At 62.3% G+C, this 25,073-nt stretch carries 18 protein-coding genes; 6 read left to right on the top strand and 12 right to left on the bottom strand.

The window, feature by feature from the left end; genetic code table 11:
- Positions 1-14: 14 nt before the first annotated feature.
- Together BUE09_RS03735 and BUE09_RS03730 are read right to left on the bottom strand one after the other, a co-directional pair.
- Positions 15-1,391 carry a TRAP transporter large permease gene (locus tag BUE09_RS03735; RefSeq protein ID WP_073299336.1) on the bottom strand — a complete coding sequence of 459 codons (1,377 nt, stop codon included), beginning with the start codon at positions 1,389-1,391 and terminating at the stop codon, positions 15-17.
- On the bottom strand, positions 1,384-1,929 hold the full coding sequence (locus tag BUE09_RS03730; protein ID WP_073299335.1) for a TRAP transporter small permease subunit: 546 nt from the start codon (positions 1,927-1,929) through the stop codon (positions 1,384-1,386). Before BUE09_RS03730 ends, BUE09_RS03735 begins: the two co-directional genes overlap by 8 nt.
- A gap of 194 nt (positions 1,930-2,123) precedes the next feature.
- Between BUE09_RS03730 and BUE09_RS03725 the strand changes: the two genes are divergently transcribed.
- Positions 2,124-3,227, top strand: coding sequence for a TRAP transporter substrate-binding protein (locus BUE09_RS03725; protein ID WP_073299334.1), 1,104 nt, complete (start codon positions 2,124-2,126; stop codon positions 3,225-3,227).
- Positions 3,228-3,285: 58 nt separating this feature from the next.
- Here BUE09_RS03725 and BUE09_RS03720 read toward each other — a convergent pair whose 3' ends face one another.
- The 4 genes from BUE09_RS03720 to BUE09_RS03705 all read right to left on the bottom strand — a co-directional run bounded on the left by BUE09_RS03720 (position 3,286) and on the right by BUE09_RS03705 (position 10,746).
- A complete protein-coding gene (locus tag BUE09_RS03720) occupies positions 3,286-3,711 on the bottom strand; it encodes an OsmC family protein (protein WP_073299333.1) in 426 nt (141 codons plus the stop codon).
- A gap of 101 nt (positions 3,712-3,812) precedes the next feature.
- Positions 3,813-4,121 carry a DUF2388 domain-containing protein gene (locus BUE09_RS03715; RefSeq protein ID WP_073299496.1) on the bottom strand — a complete coding sequence of 103 codons (309 nt, stop codon included), beginning with the start codon at positions 4,119-4,121 and terminating at the stop codon, positions 3,813-3,815.
- Between the two features lie 78 nt (positions 4,122-4,199).
- On the bottom strand, positions 4,200-8,897 hold the full coding sequence (locus BUE09_RS03710; protein ID WP_073299332.1) for a PAS domain S-box protein: 4,698 nt from the start codon (positions 8,895-8,897) through the stop codon (positions 4,200-4,202).
- 223 nt (positions 8,898-9,120) lie between these two features.
- Complete coding sequence (locus tag BUE09_RS03705; RefSeq protein WP_073299331.1) at positions 9,121-10,746, bottom strand: L,D-transpeptidase family protein; 1,626 nt, start codon at positions 10,744-10,746, stop codon at positions 9,121-9,123.
- A 237-nt stretch (positions 10,747-10,983) separates the two neighbouring features.
- On the opposite strand from BUE09_RS03705, the gene BUE09_RS03700 reads away from it, so the two are divergent.
- Positions 10,984-11,691, top strand: coding sequence for a murein L,D-transpeptidase catalytic domain family protein (locus BUE09_RS03700; protein ID WP_073299330.1), 708 nt, complete (start codon positions 10,984-10,986; stop codon positions 11,689-11,691).
- A 175-nt stretch (positions 11,692-11,866) separates the two neighbouring features.
- Here the strand turns inward: BUE09_RS03700 and tfpB are convergent, their stop codons facing one another.
- Both tfpB and BUE09_RS03690 read right to left on the bottom strand, forming a co-directional pair.
- The gene (tfpB, locus tag BUE09_RS03695) at positions 11,867-13,651 is read right to left on the bottom strand and encodes a type IV pilus assembly ATPase TfpB (protein ID WP_073299329.1); all 1,785 of its coding nucleotides are present in this window, start codon (positions 13,649-13,651) and stop codon (positions 11,867-11,869) included.
- Positions 13,652-13,915: 264 nt separating this feature from the next.
- Positions 13,916-15,280: a CYTH domain-containing protein gene (locus BUE09_RS03690; RefSeq protein ID WP_073299328.1), complete on the bottom strand. Its 1,365-nt coding sequence runs from the start codon at positions 15,278-15,280 to the stop codon at positions 13,916-13,918.
- Between the two features lie 104 nt (positions 15,281-15,384).
- On the opposite strand from BUE09_RS03690, the gene BUE09_RS03685 reads away from it, so the two are divergent.
- The 4 genes from BUE09_RS03685 to argA all read left to right on the top strand — a co-directional run bounded on the left by BUE09_RS03685 (position 15,385) and on the right by argA (position 20,026).
- Positions 15,385-16,062: a TIGR00153 family protein gene (locus BUE09_RS03685; protein WP_045164191.1), complete on the top strand. Its 678-nt coding sequence runs from the start codon at positions 15,385-15,387 to the stop codon at positions 16,060-16,062.
- A gap of 38 nt (positions 16,063-16,100) precedes the next feature.
- Positions 16,101-17,366, top strand: a complete 1,266-nt coding sequence (locus BUE09_RS03680; protein WP_073299327.1) for an inorganic phosphate transporter — start codon at positions 16,101-16,103, stop codon at positions 17,364-17,366.
- 101 nt (positions 17,367-17,467) lie between these two features.
- Positions 17,468-18,622: an acetylornithine deacetylase gene (argE, locus tag BUE09_RS03675; protein ID WP_073299326.1), complete on the top strand. Its 1,155-nt coding sequence runs from the start codon at positions 17,468-17,470 to the stop codon at positions 18,620-18,622.
- A gap of 102 nt (positions 18,623-18,724) precedes the next feature.
- On the top strand, positions 18,725-20,026 hold the full coding sequence (gene argA, locus BUE09_RS03670) for an amino-acid N-acetyltransferase (protein ID WP_073299325.1): 1,302 nt from the start codon (positions 18,725-18,727) through the stop codon (positions 20,024-20,026).
- A 28-nt stretch (positions 20,027-20,054) separates the two neighbouring features.
- On the opposite strand, the gene BUE09_RS03665 is transcribed toward argA, so the two are convergent.
- The 4 genes from BUE09_RS03665 to BUE09_RS03650 all read right to left on the bottom strand — a co-directional run bounded on the left by BUE09_RS03665 (position 20,055) and on the right by BUE09_RS03650 (position 24,953).
- On the bottom strand, positions 20,055-20,234 hold the full coding sequence (locus BUE09_RS03665) for a hypothetical protein (RefSeq protein WP_073299324.1): 180 nt from the start codon (positions 20,232-20,234) through the stop codon (positions 20,055-20,057).
- 173 nt (positions 20,235-20,407) lie between these two features.
- On the bottom strand, positions 20,408-21,997 hold the full coding sequence (gshA, locus tag BUE09_RS03660; protein ID WP_073299323.1) for a glutamate--cysteine ligase: 1,590 nt from the start codon (positions 21,995-21,997) through the stop codon (positions 20,408-20,410).
- Between the two features lie 246 nt (positions 21,998-22,243).
- The gene (locus BUE09_RS03655; protein ID WP_073299322.1) at positions 22,244-22,630 is read right to left on the bottom strand and encodes a PaaI family thioesterase; all 387 of its coding nucleotides are present in this window, start codon (positions 22,628-22,630) and stop codon (positions 22,244-22,246) included.
- Position 22,631: 1 nt separating this feature from the next.
- The gene (locus BUE09_RS03650; protein ID WP_073299321.1) at positions 22,632-24,953 is read right to left on the bottom strand and encodes a Tex family protein; all 2,322 of its coding nucleotides are present in this window, start codon (positions 24,951-24,953) and stop codon (positions 22,632-22,634) included.
- Positions 24,954-25,073: the final 120 nt, after the last annotated feature.

The raw sequence follows: 25,073 nt of genomic DNA, 5'->3' as shown, positions 1-25,073 counted from the left end.
GCGTCTGGACAGGGCTACTTGCCGTAAATCTGTTCGGGTAGCCAGGTTACCAGCCCCGGGAACTGGTAGGCGATCACCAGCAGAAGTAGCTGGATCATGATGAACGGCACCACGCCTTTGTAGATCGTGCTGGTGGGCACTGATTTCGGCGTCACACCGCGCAGGTAGAACAGGGCGAAACCGAACGGCGGGGTAAGGAACGAGGTCTGCAGGTTCAGCGCGATCATTACGCCGAGCCACACCGGGTCAAGCCCCATGGCCAGCAACACCGGACCGACAATCGGGACCACCACAAAGGTGATCTCGATGAAATCGAGGATGAAGCCGAGCAGGAAGATCACCAACATCACCAGGAAGAACGCGCCGAGCACGCCGCCTGGCAGCTGAGCGAAGATGTCCTCAATCAGCACTTCACCGCCGAAGCCGCGGAATACCAGCGAGAACAGCGAGGCGCCAATGAGGATCAGAAACACCATGGCGCTGATTTCAGTGGTGCCATAGGCGACTTCACGCAACTGACCGAAGTTGAGTTTGCCCTTGTAGAAAGCCAGGATCATTGCGCCGAGCGCACCCAGCGCGGCGGCCTCGGTAGGCGTTGCGTAGCCTGCCAGGATCGAGCCGAGCACCGCGCTGATCAGCAGCAGCGGCGGCACCAGTGCATTGATCAGCTTGCCCCATTCGATCGGCCCGAGCTCTTCCTGCGGCAGTGCCGGCAGTTTCTTCGGTTGGAAGATGGCTACTGCAATGATGTAGAGAATGTACATGCCGACCAGCAGCAGGCCGGGGAGCAAGGCGCCGACGAACAGATCGCCGACCGAGACGGTCTTCGGCGAGAAGATACCCATCTTCAGCTGCGCCTGCTGATAGGCGCTGGACATCACGTCGCCCAGCAAGACCAGCACGATCGACGGTGGGATGATCTGGCCCAGGGTGCCGGTGGCAGCGAGTGTGCCGGTGGAGATGGCCGGGTCATAGCCGCGGCGAAGCATGGTCGGCAGCGCGAGCAGACCCATGGTTACCACGGTGGCGCCGACGATGCCGGTGCTGGCGGCGAGCAAAGCGCCGACCACGCAAACGGAAATCGCCAGGCCGCCGCGCAGGGTGCCGAATAGCCGCGACATGGATTCGAGCAGATCCTCGGCCACCCGGCTTTTTTCCAGCATCACGCCCATGAACACGAACAGCGGCACCGCCAGCATCGTCTGGTTGTTCATGATGCCGAACAGGCGGTTCGGCAATGCGCTCAGGAAGCCGCCATCGAACGTACCGGTAAGCATGCCGATACCGGCGAACAGCAGTGACACGCCACCCAGCGTAAAGGCAACCGGATAGCCGGCCATCAAGGCCGCGCAGATGCTGACGAACAGCAGAATCGCCATCAACTCAGCCATGCTTCACCTCCGGCTCCGGCAGGCGTCCAGCAACGATGTAGGCGGCCTTGATGATTTCAGAAATGCCTTGCAGTACCAGCGTGAAAACCAGAACCAGGATGATGCTTTTCTGTATGAAAACTACCTTCAAACCGCCCGTCTCGCTGGAAGCTTCCAGCGTCGCCCAGGAGTTGGCAACGTAATCCCAGCTGGCCCAGCCGAGGAACAGGCAGACCGGAAGCAGAAACAGCAGCGTGCCGAGTACTTCGACCAATGCCTGGTAGCGAGCGCTGAAACGCTGGTAGAAGATGTCGACGCGAACATGGCCGTTGCGTTGCAGGACCCAGGCTGCAGTACCCATGAAGACCAATGCGTGAGCGTAGAGAACGGCTTCCTGAAGTGCGGTTGCGCCGATGCCAAAACCATAGCGCAGCACTACTACAAGAGCGGTCCCGAGGACCAAAAACAGGGTCAGCCAGGCGCAGGCCTGTCCGAAGCGGGCGTTCACGGCGTCGATTACTCTGGCGAGACCGAGCAGTGGAGGGGCATGTTTCGACATGGCAGATCCTTTATTGTTATGGCCAGGCGGCCGGCGATTCTAGGCGGCTGTGCGAGCGTGTCGCAACCGGCAGTACTACGTACGTAGTGGGTGTACGTAGTCACGGTGCTTGAGCGAGAGATAGCCATATGATAGCTAGAACCACCTGATATCGGGGCTTCCGATATCAGCATTACAACAACAAGGAGTGACTCATGAAACGTCGTCAAATTCTGGCCGCCGCCGGTGCGGGCCTGGCTGCAGCCGCACTGGCGGGTTGCAACAAGGAAACCGAGACAACCGCAGCCAAATCCGAAGGCAGCGCAAGCGCTGAGAAATTCCAATGGAAGATGGTCACCTCTTGGCCGAAGAACTTCCCGGGCGTTGGCGTTGGCGCCGAGAACTTCGCCAAGCGTGTCAACGAGATGAGTAATGGCCGGTTGACCGTCAAGGTCTACGCTGCAGGCGAATTGGTGCCGGCACTTGAAGTCTTCGATGCGGTATCCCGCGGCACAGCCGAAATGGGCCATGGCGCCCCTTACTACTGGAAGGGCAAGGTTCCGGCCGCACAGTTCTTCTGTGCCCTGCCGTTCGGTCCGAATGCGCAGGAAATGAACGCCTGGCTGCACTACGGCGGCGGCATGGAGCTGTGGGAAGAGGTCTACAAGCCTTACGGCGTTCTGCCGATGGCCTGTGGCGCAACCGGCGTGCAGACGGCTGGCTGGTTCAACAAGGAAATCAATTCGGTCGACGATTTCAACGGCCTGAAGATGCGCACCCCCGGCCTCGGCGGCGAAGTACTGACCAAAATGGGCGGGACCGTCGTCAACATGCCGGCCGGCGAGATCTTTACGGCGCTGCAGACCGGTGCCATCGACGCTACCGAGTGGATCGGCCCGTACAACGACCTGGCGCTCGGTCTGCACAAAGCCTCCAAGTACTACTACACGCCGGGCTGGCAGGAGCCGAACGTTACCTTCGAGCTGGACGTTAATCTCAAGGCCTGGGATACCCTGCCGGACGATCTCAAGGCCATCGTTCGTGCCGCTGCCCGTGCAGTGAACGGTGACATGCTCGACGACTACAACGCGAAGAACATGGAAGCATTGGAGCAGCTGCGCGAGCAGGGCGTCGAAGTGCGTCGTCTACCTGACGAGGTGCTGGCCCGCCTGAAGGAAGTTGCGGCCGAAGTGGTCGACGCCTCCGCCGCTGCCGATCCGGTGGCCAGCAAAGTCTGGGAACAGCAGAGTGCCTATCTCAATCGCTTGTACGAATATGCCGAGCTGAACGAGAAGGACATCTACAACATCCGCGGTTGACCCAAACCGCACGAGCAAAAACGCCGCCCGATGGGGCGGCGTTTTTGGTTGCGTGGGATCAGCTTTCCAAAGTCGCGTTCAGGCTGATCTGCGCATTGAGCACGCGCGATACCGGGCAGCCTTCCTTCGCCTGGTTGGCGATCTGCTGGAACTGCTCGTTGTCGGCGCCAGGCACCTTGGCCTTCAGCGTCAGGGCGATCGCAGTGATGGCGAAACCTTGGTCGTCCTTGTCCAGGGTGACTTCCGCGGTGGTGTTGATGCGGTCCGCAGTCAAGCCCGCCTGACCCAGCATCATCGACAGAGCCATGGAAAAGCAGCCGGCGTGTGCGGCGCCAATCAGCTCTTCGGGGTTGGTGCCAGGCGCACCTTCGAAGCGGGTGTTGAAGCCGTACGGGTTTTCCTTAAGCGCGCCACTTTCGGTGCTGATGGTGCCTTTGCCGCTTTTGAGATCGCCTTGCCAGACGGCGGATGCGGTTTTCTTCATGGAGTTCTCCGAATGCTGCGAGTGGACGGGTGCTGACGCGAATTGCCGCTTGTAATGCATGCGGAGCGACATCACCGGCCGGCTGGCCGGCGTTGCGTCACCTAGTGTTGTTCGGCTGCGAGGATCGCGCTCGCCAGCTGCATGTCGCTGGCCTGTAGTTGCGGTTGCTCGCTACGCAGTTTCACCAGCATCGCTTCGAGATAGGGGCCACGGATGGCGCCGTCGCTGGCCACAAAACTGCTGGCGTCTTCGCGTGCCGCAGCGACCAGCTTGTCGTCGCGGAACGTCATGTAAGTGGAAGCGGTAGTCGCGCCGGATGACAGAATTTGTCGGACGAACCCGTTATCGGCCATTGCCGCGCCAAACGGGATACAGCTCAGGGTAACGGCTGTCAGGATTGTTCTGCGCATGATGGAAGCCTCTGCTTGATCCTTCACTAGAGAGTGCGCAGCGCTCGGCAGAGTTCCTTGGGGCTATCCGTCTTAGAGCTATCCGCTGCGCTCGATCAGTTGACGAACCTTGGTGCCGAGCATGTCGATGCTGAAGGGTTTGGCCAGCATGTCCATTCCGGGACCAAGGAATTCGCCACGTACCTGAGCATTCGGCGCATAGCCGGTGATGAACAATACGCGAAGGTCGGGTCGATGCTGGCGCGCGATTTCTGCCATCTGCCGCCCGCTGATGCCGGGCAAGCCAATATCGCTGACCAGCAGGTCGATACGTCTATCACCCATCAGATGCGGCAGTGCACTGCTGCTATCCACCGCTTCGAGGACCTGATAGCCGAGCTCTTGCAGCACTTCGACCACCAGCATGCGCACCGCGGCTTCATCCTCGACCACAAGCACCGTTTCGTCGGTCTGGGCGCCGCTGACGGCCACCGGTTTGCTGGCTTGCTCTTCGATGTGCGCAATCTGTGTCCGGTTGCGCGGAAGGAACAGGGTGATCAGGGTGCCTTGCCCCGGCGTGCTGTCGATGCGTACGTGGCCGCCGGTCTGCTTGACGAAGCCATAGACCATCGAAAGCCCGAGGCCGGTTCCCTGGCCGATAGGCTTGGTGGTGAAGAACGGGTCGAATGCTTTAGCCACTACTTCAGCGGGCATGCCCGAACCGTTATCGGCCACGCTGAGCGTGACGTATTCGCCGGGTTCGGGGCTGTCTGGCTGCGAAGTGTTGATCTGTACCGAGCCGGTTTGAATGATCAGCTTGCCGCCCTCGCTCATGGCATCGCGGGCGTTGATGACAAGATTAAGCAGGGCGTTCTCGAGCTGGTGCGCATCGGTATAGGCCAACCATGGGTCTTCCTGCAGGCGGGTATCAAACTCGATGTGCTCGGCCATGGTGCGGCGCAGCATGTCTTCCATCGACTCGACCAACAGGTTGACGTTCACCGGTTGTGGGTCCAGCGATTGGCGTCGCGCGAAGGCCAGCAGCCGGTGGGTCAAAGCTGCGGCGCGGGTGGCTGAGCTCGCGGCCGCGTCGACATAACGACCGAGATCGTTTACCTGGCCGCTGGCGACCCGGCGCTGGATTAAATCGAGGGCGCCGAGCACGCCGGTCAGCATGTTGTTGAAATCGTGTGCGAGGCCGCCAGTCAACTGGCCGATGGCTTCCATTTTCTGCGCGTGGCGCAAAGCCTCCTCGGCGCGTTCACGCTCGCCCATTTCCAGATGCAGCAGGTGGTTGATCTCGGCCAGCTCGCGGGTACGCTCGGCAACCCGCCGTTCGAGGTTGTCGTTCAGTTCCCGCAGCGCTTCCTCGGCGGCGACCTGAGCGGTGATGTCGGTGTTGGTGCCGAACCAGCGGGTCACCTGGCCGAAATCGTCACGGATAGGTACGGCGCGCGCCAGGAACCAGCGGTACTGGCCGCTCTTGCCACGCAGCGGGAAAGTCTCCTCCCAGATCGAGCCGATTGCCACGGCGCGTTTCATCGAGGCGCTGACGCGCTCGTGATGGTCGGGGTGATGCACTGAGCGCCAACCCAGGGCTCGCATGGCTTCCAGCGTGGTGCCGGTGTAGTCGTACCAGCGCTTGTTGTACCAGTAGATGCGGCCCGCCGGGTCGGCCATCCAGGCGAACTGGCTCATGTTGTCGGCAAGGGTGCGGAACTGCTCCTCGCTGGCGCGCAGTGCACTTTCGGCGCGCATCCGCTCGTCGGCCGTCCAGGCGCGATCAGCGACTTCGCGGATAAAGGAAATGTCTTCTTCGGCCCATTGTCGCGGCCGATCCTGCAGCAGAATCAGAGCAGCGCTGAGGACGCCCTGCTCCTGCAGCGGTACGCAGACCAGGCTTTGAATGCGCCGTATCCGCAGGCTCGATGCCTGCGCGGCGGTCCGGGGATCATGCTGCACGTCTTCGACCACCACCAGCTCGTCGTGCTGCAGGTCGTAGATGAAATCACCGTAGTCGGCAAAGCACATGCGTTCGCTGTAATCACCCAGGGCGCCGTCGCTCCAGTAGCGTTCGACGCTGGCGTATTGCCCGCCCGGGTCGATGGACAAAAAGGCGGCGCGGGTCACCTGCAGCGTGGTGCCCAGCGCGCGCACGGCAGCCGTGACGATGCTGACGCTATCGGGTTGTCCGCGCAGCAGATCGCCCAGCTCCATCAGCACCGACTGGCGCTGTTCGGTGATCTGGCGTTCCTGTATCTGTTCCTCGAGCAGCGCATTCATACGCAGCAGTTTCAACGCGGCGTTGCGCTCGGCAGTGATGTCTCGGGCGGTGCCGAGCAGGCGGACCTTTCCGTCAGTGTCGAGCAGCCGTCGGCCGCGGTTGGTCTGCCAACGGAACTGGTCGTTGCGCTCATCATAGACTCTGTATTCGAGGTTCAGCTCGCCACCACCGACGCCGTCGAACGCATTTCGGAAAGCATGCAGTAGGGTTTGGCGGTCGTCGGCGTGAACCCGTGCGAGAAACTCATTGACCGATAGCGCCGGCTCGCTCGGGGCGATCCCTGCGAGTGCCTTCAACTGTGCGTCCCAATGCAGCGAGTTGGTTTCGAGATCGTATTCCCAGACGCCGATCGCAGCGATTTCGTTGGCCAGGCTGACGCGCTGTTCGGCTTCGAGCAAGGCCTCGCGCGCGCGGGCCCGGTCGGCAGCGGCACGGATGCGTTCGGCCACTTCGCGCACCAACGAGATATCGGCCTGGCTCCAAGGGCGCGGCTGCTGACTGCCAAACAGCAGAAAGCCGCAATGGGCTGTTTGCCCCAGCAGTGGCGCCAGCAGCAGACTGCGATAGCCGAAATGCTCATGCAGTGCGCCGTAACCGCCGTGGCAACCAGCCTCGTCGAGAAGGTCGTCGAACGGTACGATGAGGCCCTGCGACAAACGTAGGCGCAACGGCTGCGCGCAAGCGCCCAGCATGTAGGTGGCGAGCGGCTTGGCGAAACCCTGCGACCAGTGTCCAGCGACGATCAGGTTATCCAACTCATCCAGGTGCCCCTGATAGATGCACTCCGCCCCCATCAGTGGGCCAAGCTGGTCGGCCATTATGTCGGCCAGCTCGATACGGCTACCGCTGTCCTGCAGATGGTCGCTGAGTTCGAGCAGGTAGGATTGCTGGGCTTCGCCGCGGGTTCGCTCGCTGATGTCGGTGAAGGTGCAGATAGCGCCATGCAGCACATTGTCTCGGTACAACGGGGCGACCCGGTATTCGACCGGCAGGCTGCTGCCGTCCGCTCGATAGAACAGCTCGTACTCGACGTGCGCCGGCTCGCCGTTTGTGGCGGTGCGCAGAATCGGGCATTCCTCGAGCGGATAAGGTGAGCCGTCCGGATGGCTATGGTGAATGATCGGGTGCAGCTGCCGGCCAAGCACTTCTTCCTTGCTGGCGAATCCGAGCAGTTTGACGAATGCTTCGTTGCAGAGCGTCACCAACCCCTGGGTGTCAATGGAGTAGAAACCTTCGCTGGCCGCGTCCAGCAGGCTGCGGGTGAACGCCTCGCTTTCCAGTCGCTTGATCTCTGCCAGGCGTCGCTCGTGGACATCCTGCGCCACCAGCACCCAATGCAGCAGCCGGCCATCGCGGTCATAGACGGGGGCCCCGCTACCCTGGAACCAGCGCGGCCCGCCGTCGGCCGCAAGCAAGGGTACTTCAAAGCTGCCAGCGTGCCCGGATTTCAGCGCACCTTGCCATTGCTTCAGCGCCGCGTCGCGGTGCTCCGGCGCCACCGCCTGCAGCCAGCCCATGCCGGCCGAGGCTTCGGCACTCAGGCCGGTAAAGTCACACCAGTAGCCGTTGCAGAAGATCAGCTGCCCGCCGGCGTCGCACTGCCAGATGACCTGAGGGCTCAAATTGACAAGCGCCCGGTAGCGCTCTTCGGCTTCGCGAATGGCTGCCTGCTCATGAAGGCGTTCAGTCAGATCGCGCAGGATTTGAACGAATCCGAGATGCTGGCCGCGATTGTCCTTAAGCGGCATTTGCACGCCGCTGGCCCAGAACCGACTGCCGTCCTTGCGCACATGCCAGCGTTCGTTCATCGCCGATCCGTCGCGCGCGGCAATGGCCATTTCCTTCTCAGGCACACCGCCCGCAAGGTCTTCCTCGACATAAAATTGCGATGCCGGGCGGCCGATGGCCTCGTGCAGTTGCCAGCCGAGGATGCGTTCGGCGCCCTGGTTCCAGCTGGTGATGAGGCCCTCGGCGTCAGTGGTGAGAATCGCGTAATCCACCGCGCTATCGATGATCTGTCGGTTGCGCTCGTTGGCTTCGCGGCTGCGCCGCAGCTCCAACAGCGCCATGACCTGACGAGCCAGCGCCTCCAGATGGGCGCATTGGCGCTCCGACAGCTGCCGCGGCTGGCTGTCCAGAACACAGAGTGTGCCGAGCGGCAGGCCATCGGCGGTGCGCAGTACTGCTGCGGCATAGAAGCCGGTCATGCCGTTGGCCAGCGGCTCGCTGCTCAGGTCCTCGATGATCAGTGGTGCGGTGCACTCAATGGCGCGGGAACAGAGCGCTTCGTCCCGAGGGCGGTTGCCGTTTTCGATGTTGACCGAAGCCTTTACCCACTGGCGGTCCTTGTCGACGAACACGATGGCGGCGCTGGGCGTCGCACACAGCTCGGCAGCAAGCAGCACCAGATCATCGAAGGCTGCCTCGGCGGGGGTGTCGAGGATGCGGTATCGGGCCAGGGCTGCCAGTCGGTCAGCTTCGTTCCAAGTATTGTTTGTGTTTTTCTTCTTCAAAACGTCTGCTCGGCTATCCGTGGCGGCAACGATCTTGGTGTTTCAGGCTGCGGCGACCGAGCGCTTGCAATTGCGAGGCAGCGGCGCGAATGCAGACGGTTGATGCTGTGCAAGATACCTGTGCAGGCCTCTATGGCAAGTAGACCTCGGTCTACGGGCAATCTGCCAGAGCCATCGGTCTGGTCTTGGGTGGTAGCTCCCAACTCGTCGCGGTGGCTTGGCGTCAGTGCGGATTGACGGCTGGGGCAGCGGCTTGCAACGCTGCCAGCAGCCGTTGATCACGATGGTAGACGTCGGGGCGATAGCGCGGCAGACCGCTGCTGTCCGCCTCGGCTGTCCAGTAGGCCAGCAGTATAGGCGTGGGCTGTGCCAGCCGGTACTCGTAGGTCTGCCCGGTTTCAAGCAGTTCGGCGACACGCTCGCGCTCGTCTCTGCTCAGCAACAAGTCGACCAGCTGCATTACCGATTCGACCCTAACACAGCCCGAGCTGAACGCTCGCTGCGAGCGTGCGAACAGGCTTTGGCTTGGCGTGTCGTGCAGGTAGATGGAATAAGGGTTGGCGAAACGGATAACCAGCCGCCCAAGTGGATTGTCAGGTCCGGCGGCCTGGCGCAGCAGGATCCGCCCCGGATTGCTCCAGTCGATCGTGGCCGGATCGAGCACCTGGCCCTGATAGTTCAGTACCTGCATGTTGTGTTGCGCGAGGTAGTCCGGGTTTTCGCGAATCTGTGGCAGTTTGTCCTTGCGCAAGATGGTTGGCGGTACCGTCCAGGTCGGGTTGAGGGTGATTCGTGTGACCGTCGACTTTATGGATGGGGTTTGCCGCGTATCACGGCCTACCTGGGTACGTGCTTCCCATCGAGGACTGCTGTCGCGGATGTAGATCACCCGTCCGCCCGCGATGTCGACCAACAGCGAACGCGGCTCGATGTCAGCGGACAACCAGCGGAATCGCTCCAGATTTACCCGCAGCTGATTCAGCCGGTCGGCTGGCGTGGCGTTCAGTGCGGTCAGGGTACTGGCGCCGAGAAGGCCATCGTCCTGCAGGGCATGGCGACGCTGGAAAGCCTTGAGTGCGTCCACCAGTGGGTCGCTGTAGCGAACGTCGCTGGCGCCCGGCACGACAGCCGCAGCGGGCAGGTAGCCGTCTGCGCTCAAACGCTTTCGCAGCAGGGGCACACGCGGGTCCGACATGCCTGGGCGCAAGGTCTGGCCGGGGGGGATCGGCTGCCACACTGGCGCGGGCTGATTGCGCAGTCGCGCATAGGCCTTGCGCAAGTTGTTGTACTGCTCAAGCGACGGACGCGCTTTATTGAAAGCGTGCTCCAGTTGCTTCAGTCCATCGCTCGCTATCGACATCAGCTGTGCTTCGGCCTGCGCCGTCTCGGCTGCATCAGGGCTGTGCCAGACGGGTTCGATGCGGTCCTGCGACAGGCGGCCCTGCGCCAGGTGGCCAAGGGCTGACAGGTACCCATGGCTGGCCAGTACATCGCTGCAGGCGCGGTGCAGCGGATCAGCTGTCGCGGTGTGCATCGCCCGACGAATGGTTTCAGCGTGGTAAGTGGCAGGTTCGAGCCCATCGTCGGTCAGCGCTTCGAGCTGCTCCAACAGCGCGTCAATATGTGCATAAGAGGTCCATAACAAGTCGTAGTGTTTGCGTTGGTAAAGCTCGGAGAGCCGCGCCAGAGCGGTTGCGTTTAGATCAGACAGTGGCTGGCCGCAGGCATTTGGGAGGTTCTGCAAGATTTCCTGAACAGGCCTGACGGGGTTCGCTACGGGTTCCGCCATCGCCAGCCATGGCGCCAGCAACAGCGTGCAGAACAGGGCAAATGTATGTTTTTTGTACAACGCTTCACTCCTGGCGGTCCCGCCGACTGCTAGACTCCGCCGCTGAACAAGCCACGGTGCCTGGAAAAACAAGGCCCGTTCAGGCTACTAAAACATGATGTATCAGACGACGTGGGAGCGATTCAGGTCCCGTCTGATTTAATTTCGCTACTTTACTATTGCTTGGACCTGTAGCGAGCAGGGGGCGTCGGTCGGCAGGGACGATCGGCTTTGGCGCTCACCGAGGTTAATGCACGAATGATGGTTTCGCTTCGACGCCTTTTTCTGGCTGCCGGCTTGCTTGTGTCTATGCCGCTGCTGGCCGCTCCGCCTGCTCATCAGCCGCTGGTGGATAATCTATCCCGCGTCGCGCCGACACTCGATCCTGTGGTGTTGACCCATGCTGTCGCGGCCATGCAGTGTGCTGTGAATCATGGCGCGGCGCCGGCTAGACGTTTGGCGGTCATCGATTTCTCCCTGCCTTCATCAGAGCGCCGACTATGGATTTTCGACCTGCAGCGCGGGCGTTTGTTGCTCAAGGACTTTGTCGCGCACGGCAACGGCTCGGGTGAAAACCGGGCCACCCGTTTCTCCAATGTGGAGGGTAGCCACCAGTCGAGTATCGGTCTGTTCCGTACCGCCGAGAGTTACAGCGGCAAGCATGGCTACTCGCTGCGCATGGATGGCCTCGAGCCCGGCGTGAACGACTTGGCGCGCGAGCGGGCGATCGTCATCCATCCGGCCGATTACGTGAATCCCGCCTGGATCGCGACTCAGGGCCGCATCGGCCGCAGCCAGGGCTGTCCGGCGGTGCGCCCGGAAGTGGCGCGCATGGTGGTCGATAGCCTGAAGGGCGGGCAGTTCATGTTCTCCTGGTACCCGGACCAGCAATGGCTGCAATCGTCGGCCTATCTGAACTGCGAGCCGTCGCGGGTCGCGGGGATATTGGCGGCGAGAGAGGGATAAGCGGCCGACAAGAGCGCTGGAGACTGAAAGCTGAACGAGAAAGGCGCTCCGAGAAGCCGGAGACGTCCAGTCTGCGGCTGGCGTAGGGTGGAATCACGATCCACCGATCCACCGGGCGGAGTTGAGCTGAGGTAAAAAGCGGTATCCACCCCTGAATCGCCTTCAGCCTGTTTTTTTACTTCTGCTCACTCTGCGGCGTTACGCGTAGCACTTCTTCCAGTGTGGTCAGCCCCGCGGCAATCTTCTGCGCGCCGGACAGGCGCAAGCTGTGCATGCCGTCCTTGAAGGCCTGGCGGCGTAGTGCGATGAGGTCGGTGTCGGCAGTAATCAGTGGCTTGATCGCATCGTTGAGCAACATGATCTCGTAGACGCCGGCACGGCCCCGATAGCCGGTGTCACGGCACTCGATGCAGCCGACTGCCTGGTGAGCATTGCTCGGCAGCGGGGCGTTCCAGGGTTTGGTCAGTGCCTGCCAGTCATCGGCGTCCAGCTTGATCGGCGCCTTGCAGTGGGGGCACAGCGTGCGCACCAGCCGCTGGGCCATCACGCCGAGCAGTGTGGCCCGCAACAGGTAGTGCGGCACACCCAGCTCCAGTAAACGGGTGATGGCGCTCGGGGCGTCATTGGTGTGCAAGGTCGAAAGCACCAGGTGGCCGGTCAGCGCCGCCTGGATCGCCATTTCCGCCGTTTCAAGATCGCGGATTTCGCCGACCATGATGATGTCCGGATCCTGGCGCATCAGGGCGCGCACGCCGCTGGCGAAGGTCAGGTCGATGTTGTGCTGCACCTGCATCTGGTTGAAGGCGCCTTCGATCATCTCAATCGGGTCTTCGATGGTGCAGACGTTTACTTCCGGCGTCGCCAGTTGCTTGAGCGTGGTGTAGAGCGTCGTGGTCTTGCCCGAGCCGGTAGGGCCGGTGACGAGGATGATGCCGTTGGGTTGGCCGGTCATGGTCTGCCAGCGACGCAGGTCTTCGGCGGAAAAACCCAGCTGATCGAAGCCCTTGAGCAACACTTCGGGGTCGAAGATTCGCATCACCATCTTTTCGCCGAAGGCGGTCGGCAGCGTCGACAGGCGCAGCTCTACCTCGCCGCCATCCGGCGTCTTGGTCTTGACCCGCCCGTCTTGCGGCTTGCGTTTTTCGGCGACGTTCATCCGCCCCAGGGTTTTCAGCCGGCTGACCACCGCCATCGCCACCTGCGGCGGGAACTGGTAGACGTTGTGCAGCACGCCGTCGATGCGAAAGCGTACGCTGCCCTGTTCGCGCCGCGGCTCGATGTGGATATCGCTGGCACGCTGGTCGAAGGCGTACTGAAACAGCCAGTCGACGATATTGATGATGTGCGAGTCGTTGGCATCCGGCTCCTGATCGCTGGCCCCGAGATTCAGCAGTTGCTCGAAGTTGCCGGTGCCGCTGACCTTCTGATCCGTCGCCGTGGCGCCGCTGACCGACTTGGCCAGCCGGTAGAACTCGACGGTGAAGCGCTGCAGATCGACCGGATTGGCCACCACCCGCTTGATCGGTCGCTGCAGCACATGGGTGAGGTTGGCTTCCCAGCTCTTCACGAAGGGCTGGCTGCTGGCAATGGTTACCGCCGAACTGTCGACCGCCACTGCGAGGATCTTGTGCCGTTGCGCGAACGCGTAGGACATCAGTGGGGTGACTGCTGCGACGTTGATCTTCAGCGGGTCGATGCGCAGATAGGGTTGTCCCGCCTGTTCGGCGAGCCAGACGGTGAGGGTTTCAAGATCGAGTTTCTTGCCGGGGCGCGCCAGGTCGTCGAGTTGTTGCGCGCCGAGGAACTCCAGCGGGTGCTGCTGACTGTTCGCCGCACTACGCCGCAGGGTCATGCACTGCTCGGCCGTTTCCTGCAATAAGCGGCCCTGCGCGACCAGGTCGCGTAGCAGGTCATTGAGGTCGAGAAAGCGATCCTGGGCAGGCGAATTCAACACGGACATGGGGTCCTTCGGTCATGACTGAAACGAAGACCAAGCTTGCCGTTAAATCAGCACGCTGTCTGCCGGAGTGTTTCCACTTTGCGGATCGTCCGTAATTGCCGAATCGTGGCGCCGCGCCACCCCAGCCGCTTGTTCACCAGCTTCAGTAGGGTGGGCTTCAGCCCACCAGTGTGTGCGGTGGGCATAACTGGGCGTTGGGGTATGCGGTAAACAGTGGGCTGAAGCGGAGCGCCGCCCCGCCCATCCTACGCCAGGCACGGCCCGCTATTTGGTCAGCAATTTCCACGGCTTGAGTGTCCAGACAGTGCGCGCCTGGACCACCCGCGCATCGAGCAGCTCGTCGGTCAGCGGCAGCCCGGCCAGCTCATAGAGCTTGGCCAGTTCGCCGTAGAGACGGTCGGCTTCCGGCAACTCCAGCGTGGTGCGAGCCAGGTGCAGCCAGACCAGCAGCCGTTCCATGCGCGGACGTTGTTCGGCGAGGTCTTCAGGTTGCTGCTGATAGCGGAGTAACTGCAACGCCTCAGCTTCTTCGCCCAGCAGGCGCGGTAGCCAGTTACCCAGCTCGGCAGCACCCTGGCGATTGCCACGGTTGTTGCGTCCGACGGTCCAGCCGCGTTGCAGCAACCAGAGCGAGGCCTTGAGCGAAAAAAGCCCCCAGCGCGGCGCGGCCAGTTCTGCGGCAAACGCGTCGGGCGCAGCCTTACGCGCGCTTTCATCGTCCTGGCCGGCTTCGATCCGTGGGCGCCAATCTTGGATCAGCGCATCGAGCTGTTCGCGCAGTTCACGGCTGGTCGCACGCGGGGCCGCCTGGCCAAGGCTGCCGAGCAGGGCGCGCAGCTCCACCAGTTGCTGCAGCCACTCGCCCAACAATTTCCAGTGGCCATTGAAACGGTACTGTTCGGCCAGCCGCTGGCTGTTGCCCAGCAACTGCCAGGCCAGCGCGGCAAAGGCGTCGTCCAGCGGCATGCTCGCGTCCAGCACCGGTGCGGGCACGCTCAGCGAGTAGCTGTCGGCGTCATGCAGGCGGTAGCCGCGCTCGGCTTTGCTGATGTCGCAGGGCATCAACGGAAGGTCGGCGGCCAACTCGGCGGCCAGTTCCAGCAGGGCCTCGGGCTCGCCCTGGCGCAGCTCCAGCTCCAGCTCGCAGATTTCCTCGCTCTGCTTGCCGACCACGACCTTGCCCAGATCCAGCGCCGCTTCAATAACCACCTTGGCCTTGCCGCGACCCCAGGCGATTTCGGCTTTATCGCGGACGAAGTCCGTGGTGAAAATCGGCTTCAGGGTTTTCTTGTCCAACTCAGCCAGGCTCGCGGGCCAACACTCGTCGTCGAGTTTCTTCAGGTCGAGCTTGGCCTTGTCCAGGTACCAGTCCCACTCGTTGCGTTCGGAAAGGCCGGCGACGCTCTGGCCACGGCTCTTCAGGGTCTGGATGAGCTGGTCGCCGTCGCGGCGCAGGCGCAGCGCGACCTTGGCTTGGGCAAGCTCGCGCTCGGGCGTGTCAAAGTACTGGTTGAGCAATTCGTGCCGCTCCCAGCCGCTCTTGTTGCGCTTCTTCAGCAGCGGATGCTCACGCAGGGCCGCCAGGGTTTCGCGACTGACGCGCAGTTTGATTTCGGTTTCTTTCTGCATGGTGCCGAGATGATGCCTATGTTTGAGTGTGACCTACGTCACTTGGTAGCGGCCCTTTGAGGTCATCCGTATACTTGCCGCCTTCTGAAGCCGGGGTGTTCCCTATGCCAATCAATCCTTTCGTCAGCCTGTTCGGACGTTCGCCTATCGGCCCAATGCAACAGCACATGGCCAAGTCTCACGAATGTGCCGCCAACCTGGTGCCGCTGTTTCAAGCGATCACGGCCGAAGACTGGGAACGCGTCGAACAGATCCAGAAAGAGATGGCCCGACTGGAAAACGAGGCCGACAAGCTCAAGAAGAGCGTCCGTCAGCACCTGCCTAAAAGCCTGTTTCTGCCGGTTCCGCGCTCGGATCTGCTGGAGCTGCTGAGTGTACAGGACAAAATTGCCAACCGTGCCAAGGACATCGCGGGTCTGATGCTGGGCCGTTGCATGACCATTCCGCCGGCCCTGCAGCCGGAAATGATGGCCTTCGTGCAGCGCAGTGTCGACGCCAGCTGCCAGGCGCTGAAAGCGCTGAAGGAGCTGGATTCGTTGTTGGAAACCGGCTTTGCCGGCCGTGAGGCCACGCTGGTTGAGAAAATGGTCGAGGAGCTCGAGGAAATCGAGCGCGAAACCGACCGCATGCAGATCACGGTGCGCCGTGCGCTGTTCAAGCTGGAAAAGGAATTGCCTCCAGTCGACGTAATGTTCCTCTACAAGATCATCGAATGGATCGGTGACGTAGCTGACCGTGCCGAGCGAGTCGGCAACCGTCTGGAACAATTGCTGGCGCGCTGAGGCGCCAGCGTCTTTTCTGGTTCAACAGGTAATTCCTTATGTCCTTTATCGCGGAATACGGCTTCGTACTTCTCGTGCTCGCCTGCGCTTTCGGTTTCTTCATGGCCTGGGGCGTGGGCGCCAACGATGTCGCCAACGCCATGGGTACCTCGGTGGGCTCCCGGGCGCTGACGATCAAGCAGGCCATCATCGTAGCCATGGTCTTCGAGTTCTGCGGCGCCTATCTGGCGGGCGGCGAGGTCACCGAGACCATCAAGAACGGTATTGTCGATGCAGAAGTCATATCGCCCGATCTGATGGTGCTGGGCATGATGTCGGCGCTGCTGGCCGCCGGAACCTGGCTGATGATTGCCACCATGAAAGGCTGGCCGGTTTCCACCACGCATTCGATCATCGGTGCGGTGATCGGCTTTGCTGCGGTCGGCGTGTCGACGGATGCGGTGCACTGGGATGCCATCGGCCCCATCGTGGCGAGCTGGGTGATCACGCCGATGCTCTCCGGCATCGTTGCCTTTGGCCTGTTCATGAGCGTGCAGAAACTGATCATCAACACCGATGATCCCTTCATCAACGCTAAGCGTTTCGTGCCGCTGTACATGTTTCTGACGGGGTTCATGGTCGCGCTGATGACCGTCACCAAGGGCCTCAAGCATGTCGGTCTGACCCTCAGTGACGGTCAGGGCATCCTGTTGGCGTTCGCCATCGGTGTGCTGGTGATGCTGGCGGGGATCGCGCTGCTGTCTCGGATCAAGCTTGATGTCGAGGCTGACCGTACCTTTCATTACGCCAGCGTTGAAAAAGTGTTTGCCGTGCTGATGATCTTTACCGCCTGCTCCATGGCGTTCGCACACGGTGCAAACGACGTGGCCAATGCCGTCGGCCCGCTGGCCGCCGTGGTTGGGGTCATTCAGTCGGGCGGCGCGGCCGAGATCGCCGCCAAGTCGGCGGTGCCGGGCTGGGTGCTGCTGCTCGGCGCGGTGGGTATCGTCATCGGTCTGGCCACCTACGGCTACAAAGTGATCGCCACCATCGGTAAGGAAATCACCGAACTGACCCCAAGTCGTGGCTTTGCCGCCGAGCTTGCGACCGCCACCACCGTTGTCGGTGCGTCCGCTATCGGCCTGCCAGTCTCCACCACCCATACGCTGGTTGGCGCCGTCCTCGGCATCGGCATCGCGCGTGGTATCGGTGCGCTGAACCTCGGCGTGGTCGGCTCGATCTTCATGTCCTGGCTGATCACCCTGCCGGCCGGCGCAATCCTTTCGATCATCTTCTTCACCATCCTCCGGGCGATCTTCGTCTGATCTGCCCGTCGCCGCAGTTTTTACCCCAGCGGTAAAACTGCGGCGGCACGTTTCATGTTTCACTGGGTGCCTTCTCTTCCCCGTCTTTCAGGAGGCTGCCGGTGCCTATTCCCTCGCTTAAAGACCAGTTCGCCGCGCTTATTGCCGCGCCTTCGGTGAGTTGCACCCAGGCTCATTGGGACCAGAGCAACCGCCCGGTCATCGACCTGCTTGCGGGCTGGCTGGGCGACCTTGGTTTCAGCTGTGAGGTGCAGGAAGTAACCCCTGGCAAGTTCAACCTTCTCGCCAGCTACGGCAGCGGGCCTGGCGGCCTGGTGCTCGCCGGCCATAGCGATACCGTGCCCTTCGATGCCGAACTGTGGACTGCCGAACCACTCCAACTGCGCGAAGCCGATGACCGCTGGTACGGCCTTGGCGTTTGCGACATGAAAGGCTTCTTCGCGCTGATCATCGAGGCGGTGCTGCCGTTGCTCGACAAGCCGTTCCGCCAACCGCTGCTAATTCTCGCCACCTGTGATGAGGAAAGCTCCATGTCCGGTGCCCGTGCGCTGGCTGATGCCGGGCGACCGCTGGGACGGGCGGCAGTGATCGGCGAACCAACTGGCCTGCGCCCGGTGCGTTTGCACAAAGGCATCATGATGGAAGGCATCGAAATCCACGGGCAGAGCGGACACTCGTCCAACCCCGCTTATGGACACAGCGCCCTGGAAGCCATGCATGACGTGATGAGTGAGCTGATCGCGCTGCGCCGGGAATGGCAGAACCAGTACAACAATCCGCTGTTCGACGTGCCACAGCCGACCCTGAACCTCGGCTGCATTCACGGCGGCGACAACCCCAACCGTATCTGCGGCCAGTGCTCGCTGGAATACGACCTGCGACCCTTGCCGGGGATGGAGCCTGATCAGCTACGCGATGCAATCGCTGGGCGCCTGCGGCCGATCGCGGACAAACATCAGGTAAAGATCGACTTGGCGCCGCTGTTCCCCAGCGTACCTGCCTTCGATCAGCCGGCCGATACCGAGCTGGTCAAACTGGCCGAACGCCTCACCGGCCATGTCGCCGAGGCGGTGGCCTTTGCCACCGAAGCGCCTTATCTTCAGCAGCTTGGCTGTGAGACGTTGGTGCTCGGCCCGGGTGATATCGCCTGCGCCCACCAGCCGGACGAGTACCTGGACCTGGACCGAATCGAACCCACCGTGAGGGTGCTGCGCGGAATGATCGAACACTATTGCCTGCAACCGGGCCGAGGATAGGAGTAGGTCTGGCGACCTGATCGCAGCGTGAACCTGCTCCCTGTATTTCCATCCTCGACCCGGCTACCGGACTGAATAAAGCTGTTATCTAAGGTTTGCGCAATGCACAACTACGTCACCTGGCTTCGCGACTCATCGCCCTATATCAACGCGCACCGTGACCGCACTTTCGTGGTCATGCTGCCGGGCGATGGTCTGGAAGATCCCAATTTTGCCAACATCGTTCACGACCTGGTGTTGCTGCACAGCCTCGGTGTGCGGCTGGTGCTGGCGTTCGGCTCGCGTCCGCAGATCGAGGCACGGCTGGCCGCACGTGGCATCGAGCCGCGCTTTCACCGCGACCTGCGCATTACCGATGCAGCCACACTGGAATGCGTGATCGATGCTGTCGGCAGCATGCGTATCGCGCTTGAAGCCCGGCTTTCCATGGACATGGCGGCCTCGCCAATGCAGGGCGCGCGGCTGCGCGTGGCCAGCGGCAACTTCATCACCGCGCGGCCCATCGGCGTGCACGATGGCGTCGATTACCAACACACCGGCGAAGTGCGCCGTGTCGACCGCAAGGGCATCGGCCGGTTGCTGGACGAACGCACCATCGTGCTGCTTTCGCCGCTGGGATATTCCCCTACCGGTGAAATCTTCAACATTGCCTGTGAAGACATCGCCACCCGCGCCGCCATTGATCTGGAAGCCGACAAACTGGTGCTCTACGGCTCCGAGCGCGGCCTGCGCGATGAAAGCGGCAAGCTGGTGCGCGAGCTGCGTCCTCCGCAGATCCCGGCCTATCTAGAACGCCTCGTCGGCACCTACCAGGCTGAGTTGCTGGATGCCGCCGCGCAAGCCTGCAAAGGCGGCGTGCGCCGCAGTCACGTGATCAGCTATGCCGAGGACGGTTCGCTGCTCAACGAGCTGTTCACCCGCGACGGCGGCGACGGCACCCTGGTGACTCAGGAGCAGTTCGAGCAATTGCGCGAGGCAACCATCGAGGACGTCGGCGGGTTGATCGACCTGATTACGCCGCTGGAAGAGCAGGGCATTCTGGTGCGCCGCTCGCGCGAAGTGCTGGAACGCGAGGTCGAACAGTTCAGCATTGTCGAGCGGGACGGCTTGATCATTGCTTGCGCGGCGCTCTATCCGATCGCCGATTCGGACTCCGGTGAGCTGGCGTGTTTGGCGGTGAATCCCGAGTACCGTCACGGCGGGCGCGGCGACGAACTGCTCGAACGCATCGAGGCACGGGCTCGCAAGCTGGGGCTGAAAACCCTGTTCGTGCTCACCACCCGCACGGCGCACTGGTTCCGCGAGCGCGGCTTCGAGCCCAGCGGTGTCGAGCGACTGCCGGCCGCACGGGCCTCGCTCTACAACTTCCAGCGCAACTCGAAAATCTTCGAAAAGGCGCTGTGATCGAGCGGCGGCCCTGCGCCGCCTCGATTCAGTCCGGCGTCGGGTAGGGGCTCGCTGAGCGCACCTCGACCGCATCGCCGGTCAGGCGAAGCGCGGGGTCTGGGATAAGTCCATCAATCTGCAGAATCAGCCCGATCAGCAAGGCAATGGTGATTGCCGTGGTCAGGCTGCCCTTGCGGGCGGACACCAACAGGTCCAGTAGCGACATGAATGCACCTCTCTTCTTCTTGTTCTTTTGAGGCTTCGGCGCGCTGCATCGGCGCGGCGAAGACACACATTGGAACCCTGAGAAGGAGGGGAAAGTTCACATCTTGCCGCAGCATATCCGGCGCCCCGCCCAATCCGCCGGACTAGAGCGATCCGCCGGACTGCTGATGAGGACTAGGCTCCGCCGAGGCTGGTCAGGCTGCGCTGGTAGTCCTCGACGAAGCTGTCGAAGTCTTGGCTATCCGCAGCTTCCATCTCCGCCTGCTGTGCCAGCGAGCTGCGCGCCGCTTCATCGAACCAGGCCATGTCGGCGTCGGACAGCGTTCGGCTGCGGAAGTCTTCGGCGTGCTGACGGGTCTGACGCAGCGCGAACTGGCTGAAGCTTTCGCCGTTGCGCTGTAGCTCCTCGAGCACGCGGGCCGAAGGCGTCAGGCTGCTGTCGTCGACCTTGGCCTGTTGCGCGGCGATGGCGCGAGCATGCTCGTCACCGCCATGGCTGCGGTCCAGCAGTTTGGCGACCTGGCCGATTTGCTCCACCAGCTCACTCGCCCATTGCTGCAGGCTGACAGTTTCACCGCAGCGGCGCAGCTCAAGCCCGGGTTTGCGCCCTTCCTTGACGACTTTGAGGAAGTTGTCGCTGCTGGTCTGGCATTCGCCCTCAATCAGGCAGGGGCTCTGCTGCAATGTGCAGAACAGCAGGAAGGCATCGAGGAAGCGCGCTTCGCTGAGGTCGATGCCCAGCGGAAGGAAGGGATTGATGTCCAGACAGCGCACCTCGATGTACTGAATGCCGCGCGAGCGCAGCGCATGTAGCGGGCGTTCGCCGGTGTCCGTCACGCGCTTGGGGCGGATATTCGAGTAGTACTCGTTCTCGATCTGCAGAACATTGGTGTTGAGCTGCTGCCAGTTGCCCTCGGCATCTTTGGTGCTCAGCGCTGCGTAATCGGGATAAGGCGTAGACACTGCCTTGTGCAGGCTGCTGGTGTAGCTCAGCAGATTGTCATAACAGGGTGTCAAGCCGGCCTGGGCGTTGCTCTGATAACCCAGATCGCTCATGCGCAGGCTGGTGGCGTAGGGCAGATAAAGGGTGTCGTCGTCGAGCAGCTCAAGCTGGTGCGAGCGGCCACGCATGAAGCTGGCATCCAGCGCTGGCGAAGCGCCGAACAGATACATCAGCAGCCAGCTGTAGCGGCGGAAATTACGGATCAGCGCAATGTAGCGAGAAGACTGGTACTCCTGCGCGGATCGCTGGTCGCCGTCGTCGGCCTGCAACGTCGCCCACAACGCCTCTGGAAGCGAAAAGTTGTAGTGAATGCCGGCGATGCACTGCATGGTTTTGCCATACCGCAGGGCCAGGCCCTGGCGGTATACATACTTGAGCCGGCCGATATTCGAGCTGCCGTATTCGGCAATCGGAATCTGTGACTCTTCCGGCAGCTGGCCGGGCATTGACGGGCTCCAGAGGAATTCGCCGCCCAACTTGCTGTAGGTGTACCGATGAATGGCGTCCAGCTCGGTCAGCGTCTTTTGCGGATCGGTCTCGGTGCCGGTGATGAACTCGAGCAGCGCTTCGGAATAATCGGTGGTGATCTTCGGATGCGTCAACGCCGACCCCAGCGCTCGTGGATGCGGCGTCAGTGCCAGTTGGCCATCGTTGTCGACGCGCAGGCATTCACGCTCGATCCCATGCAGGCATTGCGAGAGCAGCGACAGGTTTTGATGCTCGGCCAGCAACGCCAGGCGGTGGGAGAGAAGATCGCTCAATTGGGAATTCCTTCACGCGTCAGTCGGCACAATATGGGGGTGGATCGCACGCTCTACAAGAGGCCATTAGCGTTGGACCGCGCACCGCTGCAGGGCGTTTCGGCGGGCTCGGCTTTTGGATTGTTCCGGGCCGCGCGCCGACGTCAGGCGAGGCCCAGCCATTGCCTGCGCGCGACTTCACGACATGGGCTCTGCACCGCAGCGAGGAATTGATCGCCAATCGACCCTGGGCTGCGACCCGATGACTCACATGACCGAAAAGGTCGCCTGCGCCTTGGCTATCAGCTTTTCACCCTGATGAACGTCGGCTTCGAGCACCTGAGTGCGTCGGCCGCCATGTACCACCCAGGCGCGACAGGTCAGCTCGCCTTCGGTCACCGGGCGAATGTAGTTGACCTTGCATTCCAGCGTGACGCTGTTCGGTTCGCCGTCGTTAAGGCTATGGCTGGCCTGGCCCATGGCGGTATCGATCAGCGAGAACAGCGCGCCGCCATGCAGCTTGCCGTGCAGGTTGCGCAAGCCATCGTGCATCGCGAGGCGCAGCAGCGCCTCGCCGTCTGCGGCTTTGATGATTTCCAGGCCCAACAGCCGCCCGAAGGCGCTGCTGCTCCCCACTGCTTCGACTTCGCGCACCTTATTTCCTCAGGTTCTTGGCGTTGGCGAACAGCGCGGCCATGGCGTTGTTGGCCGGAGCCGGCTTGGTGTCCGGCTTGCTCGGCTTACGCTCGCCACGCGCCTGGCCGCTGCGATTGTTGCTGCCGCCGCGCATGCCGTCCGCTTTTTCGCCAGGGGTATCGCTCATGCGCATGGACAAGCCGACGCGCTTGCGCGGGATATCCACTTCCATGACCTTGACCTTGACGATGTCGCCGGCCTTGACCACTTCATACGGGTCTTTGACGAATTTCTCAGATAGCGCCGAGATGTGCACCAGACCATCCTGATGCACGCCGATGTCGACGAAGGCACCGAAGTTGGTCACGTTGGTGACCACACCTTCGAGCACCATCCCGGGTGTCAGGTCGCTCAGCTTTTCCACGCCTTCCTGGAATTCGGCCGTCTTGAACTCGGGGCGCGGATCGCGACCGGGTTTTTCCAGCTCCTGAAGGATGTCGCTGACGGTGACCAGGCCGAAGCTTTCGTCGGTGAACTGTTTCGGGTCCAGGCGCTTGAGAAACGCCGAGTCGCCAATCAGCGAGCGGATGTCGCGGCCTGTGTCGGTGGCGATGCGTTTGACCAACGGATAGGTTTCCGGGTGAACGGCCGAGGCGTCCAGCGGGTTGCTACCGTTCATCACGCGGAGGAATCCAGCGGCCTGTTCGAAGGTCTTGTCGCCCAGACGTGGCACCTTCTTCAACTCGTTGCGTGCCTTGAACGCGCCGTTGGCGTCGCGGTAGGCCACGATGTTCTGCGCCAGGGTGGTGTTCAGGCCAGAAATCCGCGCCAGCAGCGCCACCGAAGCCGTATTGACGTCGACGCCGACGGCGTTCACGCAGTCTTCCACCACGGCATCTAGCGAGCGCGCCAATTTGAGCTGGGACACATCGTGCTGGTACTGGCCGACGCCGATGGCTTTCGGTTCGATCTTCACCAGTTCGGCGAGCGGGTCTTGCAGGCGGCGCGCGATGGATACCGCGCCGCGGATCGAAACGTCCAGATCCGGGAATTCCTTGGCGGCCAGTTCCGAGGCCGAGTACACCGAAGCGCCGGCCTCGGAGACCATCACCTTGGTCAGCTTGAGGCCCGGCACCTGCTTGATCAGGTCGGCGGCCAGCCGGTCACTTTCACGGCTGGCGGTGCCGTTGCCGATGGCGATCAGGTCGACAGCATGCTTGGCGCAGAGCTTGGCCAGCACGGCCAGGGTGCCGTCCCAGTCGTTGCGCGGCGCGTGTGGGTAGACCGTAGCGGTATCCAGCAGCTTGCCGGTGGCATCGACCACCGCGACTTTGCAACCGGTGCGCAGGCCCGGGTCGAGCCCCAGCGTGGCACGTGGGCCGGCCGGCGCGGCCAGCAGCAGGTCATGCATGTTGCGGGCGAAGACGCCGATGGCATCGTCTTCGGCCTTGTCGCGCAGTTCGCCGAGCAGGTCGGTTTCCAGATGGGTGTAGAGCTTCACTTTCCAGGTCCAGCGCACCACTTCGCCGAGCCACTTGTCCGCTGCTCGGCCGCGGTTGGAGATACCGAAGCGCTCGCCGATCATCACTTCGCCGGGGTGCATGGTCCCGGGCGCCTCGTCGCCGACCTTCAGGCTGACGCTGAGCACGCCTTCGTTGCGCCCGCGAAAGATCGCCAGCGCACGGTGTGACGGCGCGCTCTTGAGCGGTTCGTCGTGTTCGAAATAGTCGCTGAACTTGGCGCCTTCGTTTTCTTTGCCGGGCACCACGCGCGCGCTCAGGGTAGCGTTGTGGGTGAGGAAGTCGCGCAGCTTGGCCAGCAGGTTGGCGTCTTCGGCGAAGCGCTCCATCAGGATGTACTTGGCGCCTTCGAGCACCGCTTTGGTATCGGCGAAGCCCTTCTCGGCATCGACGAAGCGTGCGGCCTCGCTTTCGGGATTGAGCTCGGGATCGGCAAAGATCGCGTCGGCCAACTCGCCGAGGCCGGCTTCCAGGGCGATCTGGCCCTTGGTGCGGCGCTTCTGCTTATAAGGCAGGTAAAGGTCTTCGAGGCGGGTCTTGGTATCGGCGAGGTCGATCTCGCGCTTGAGCTCGGGCGTGAGCTTGCCCTGTTCCTCGATGCTGGCAAGGATCGAGGCGCGACGGTCGTCCAGCTCGCGCATATAGCGCAGGCGCTCCTCGAGCAGGCGCAGCTGGGTGTCGTCGAGGCTGCCGGTGACTTCCTTGCGGTATCGGGCGATGAAGGGGACGGTGGAGCCTTCGTCAAGCAGCGCCACGGTGGCGGCGACTTGTTGCGGGCGCACGCCCAATTCAGCGGCAATGCGGGAGTTGATGCTGTCCATGAACCTACCTGGGTCAGTCAAACCATGCAGGCCGTGCCTGCGCGAGAGGGCGCGATTATAAGGGCAGCGGCCGGCTTGAGGCGGGCAGTCGGACGAAAAAGCCAGTGGTGGGTACGCCGA

It is taken from the genome of Stutzerimonas xanthomarina DSM 18231 (assembly GCF_900129835.1).
Classification (GTDB): domain Bacteria; phylum Pseudomonadota; class Gammaproteobacteria; order Pseudomonadales; family Pseudomonadaceae; genus Stutzerimonas; species Stutzerimonas xanthomarina.
The sequence above is the reverse complement of the archived record's forward strand: the minus strand, read 5'-3'. Positions and strand labels throughout refer to the sequence as shown.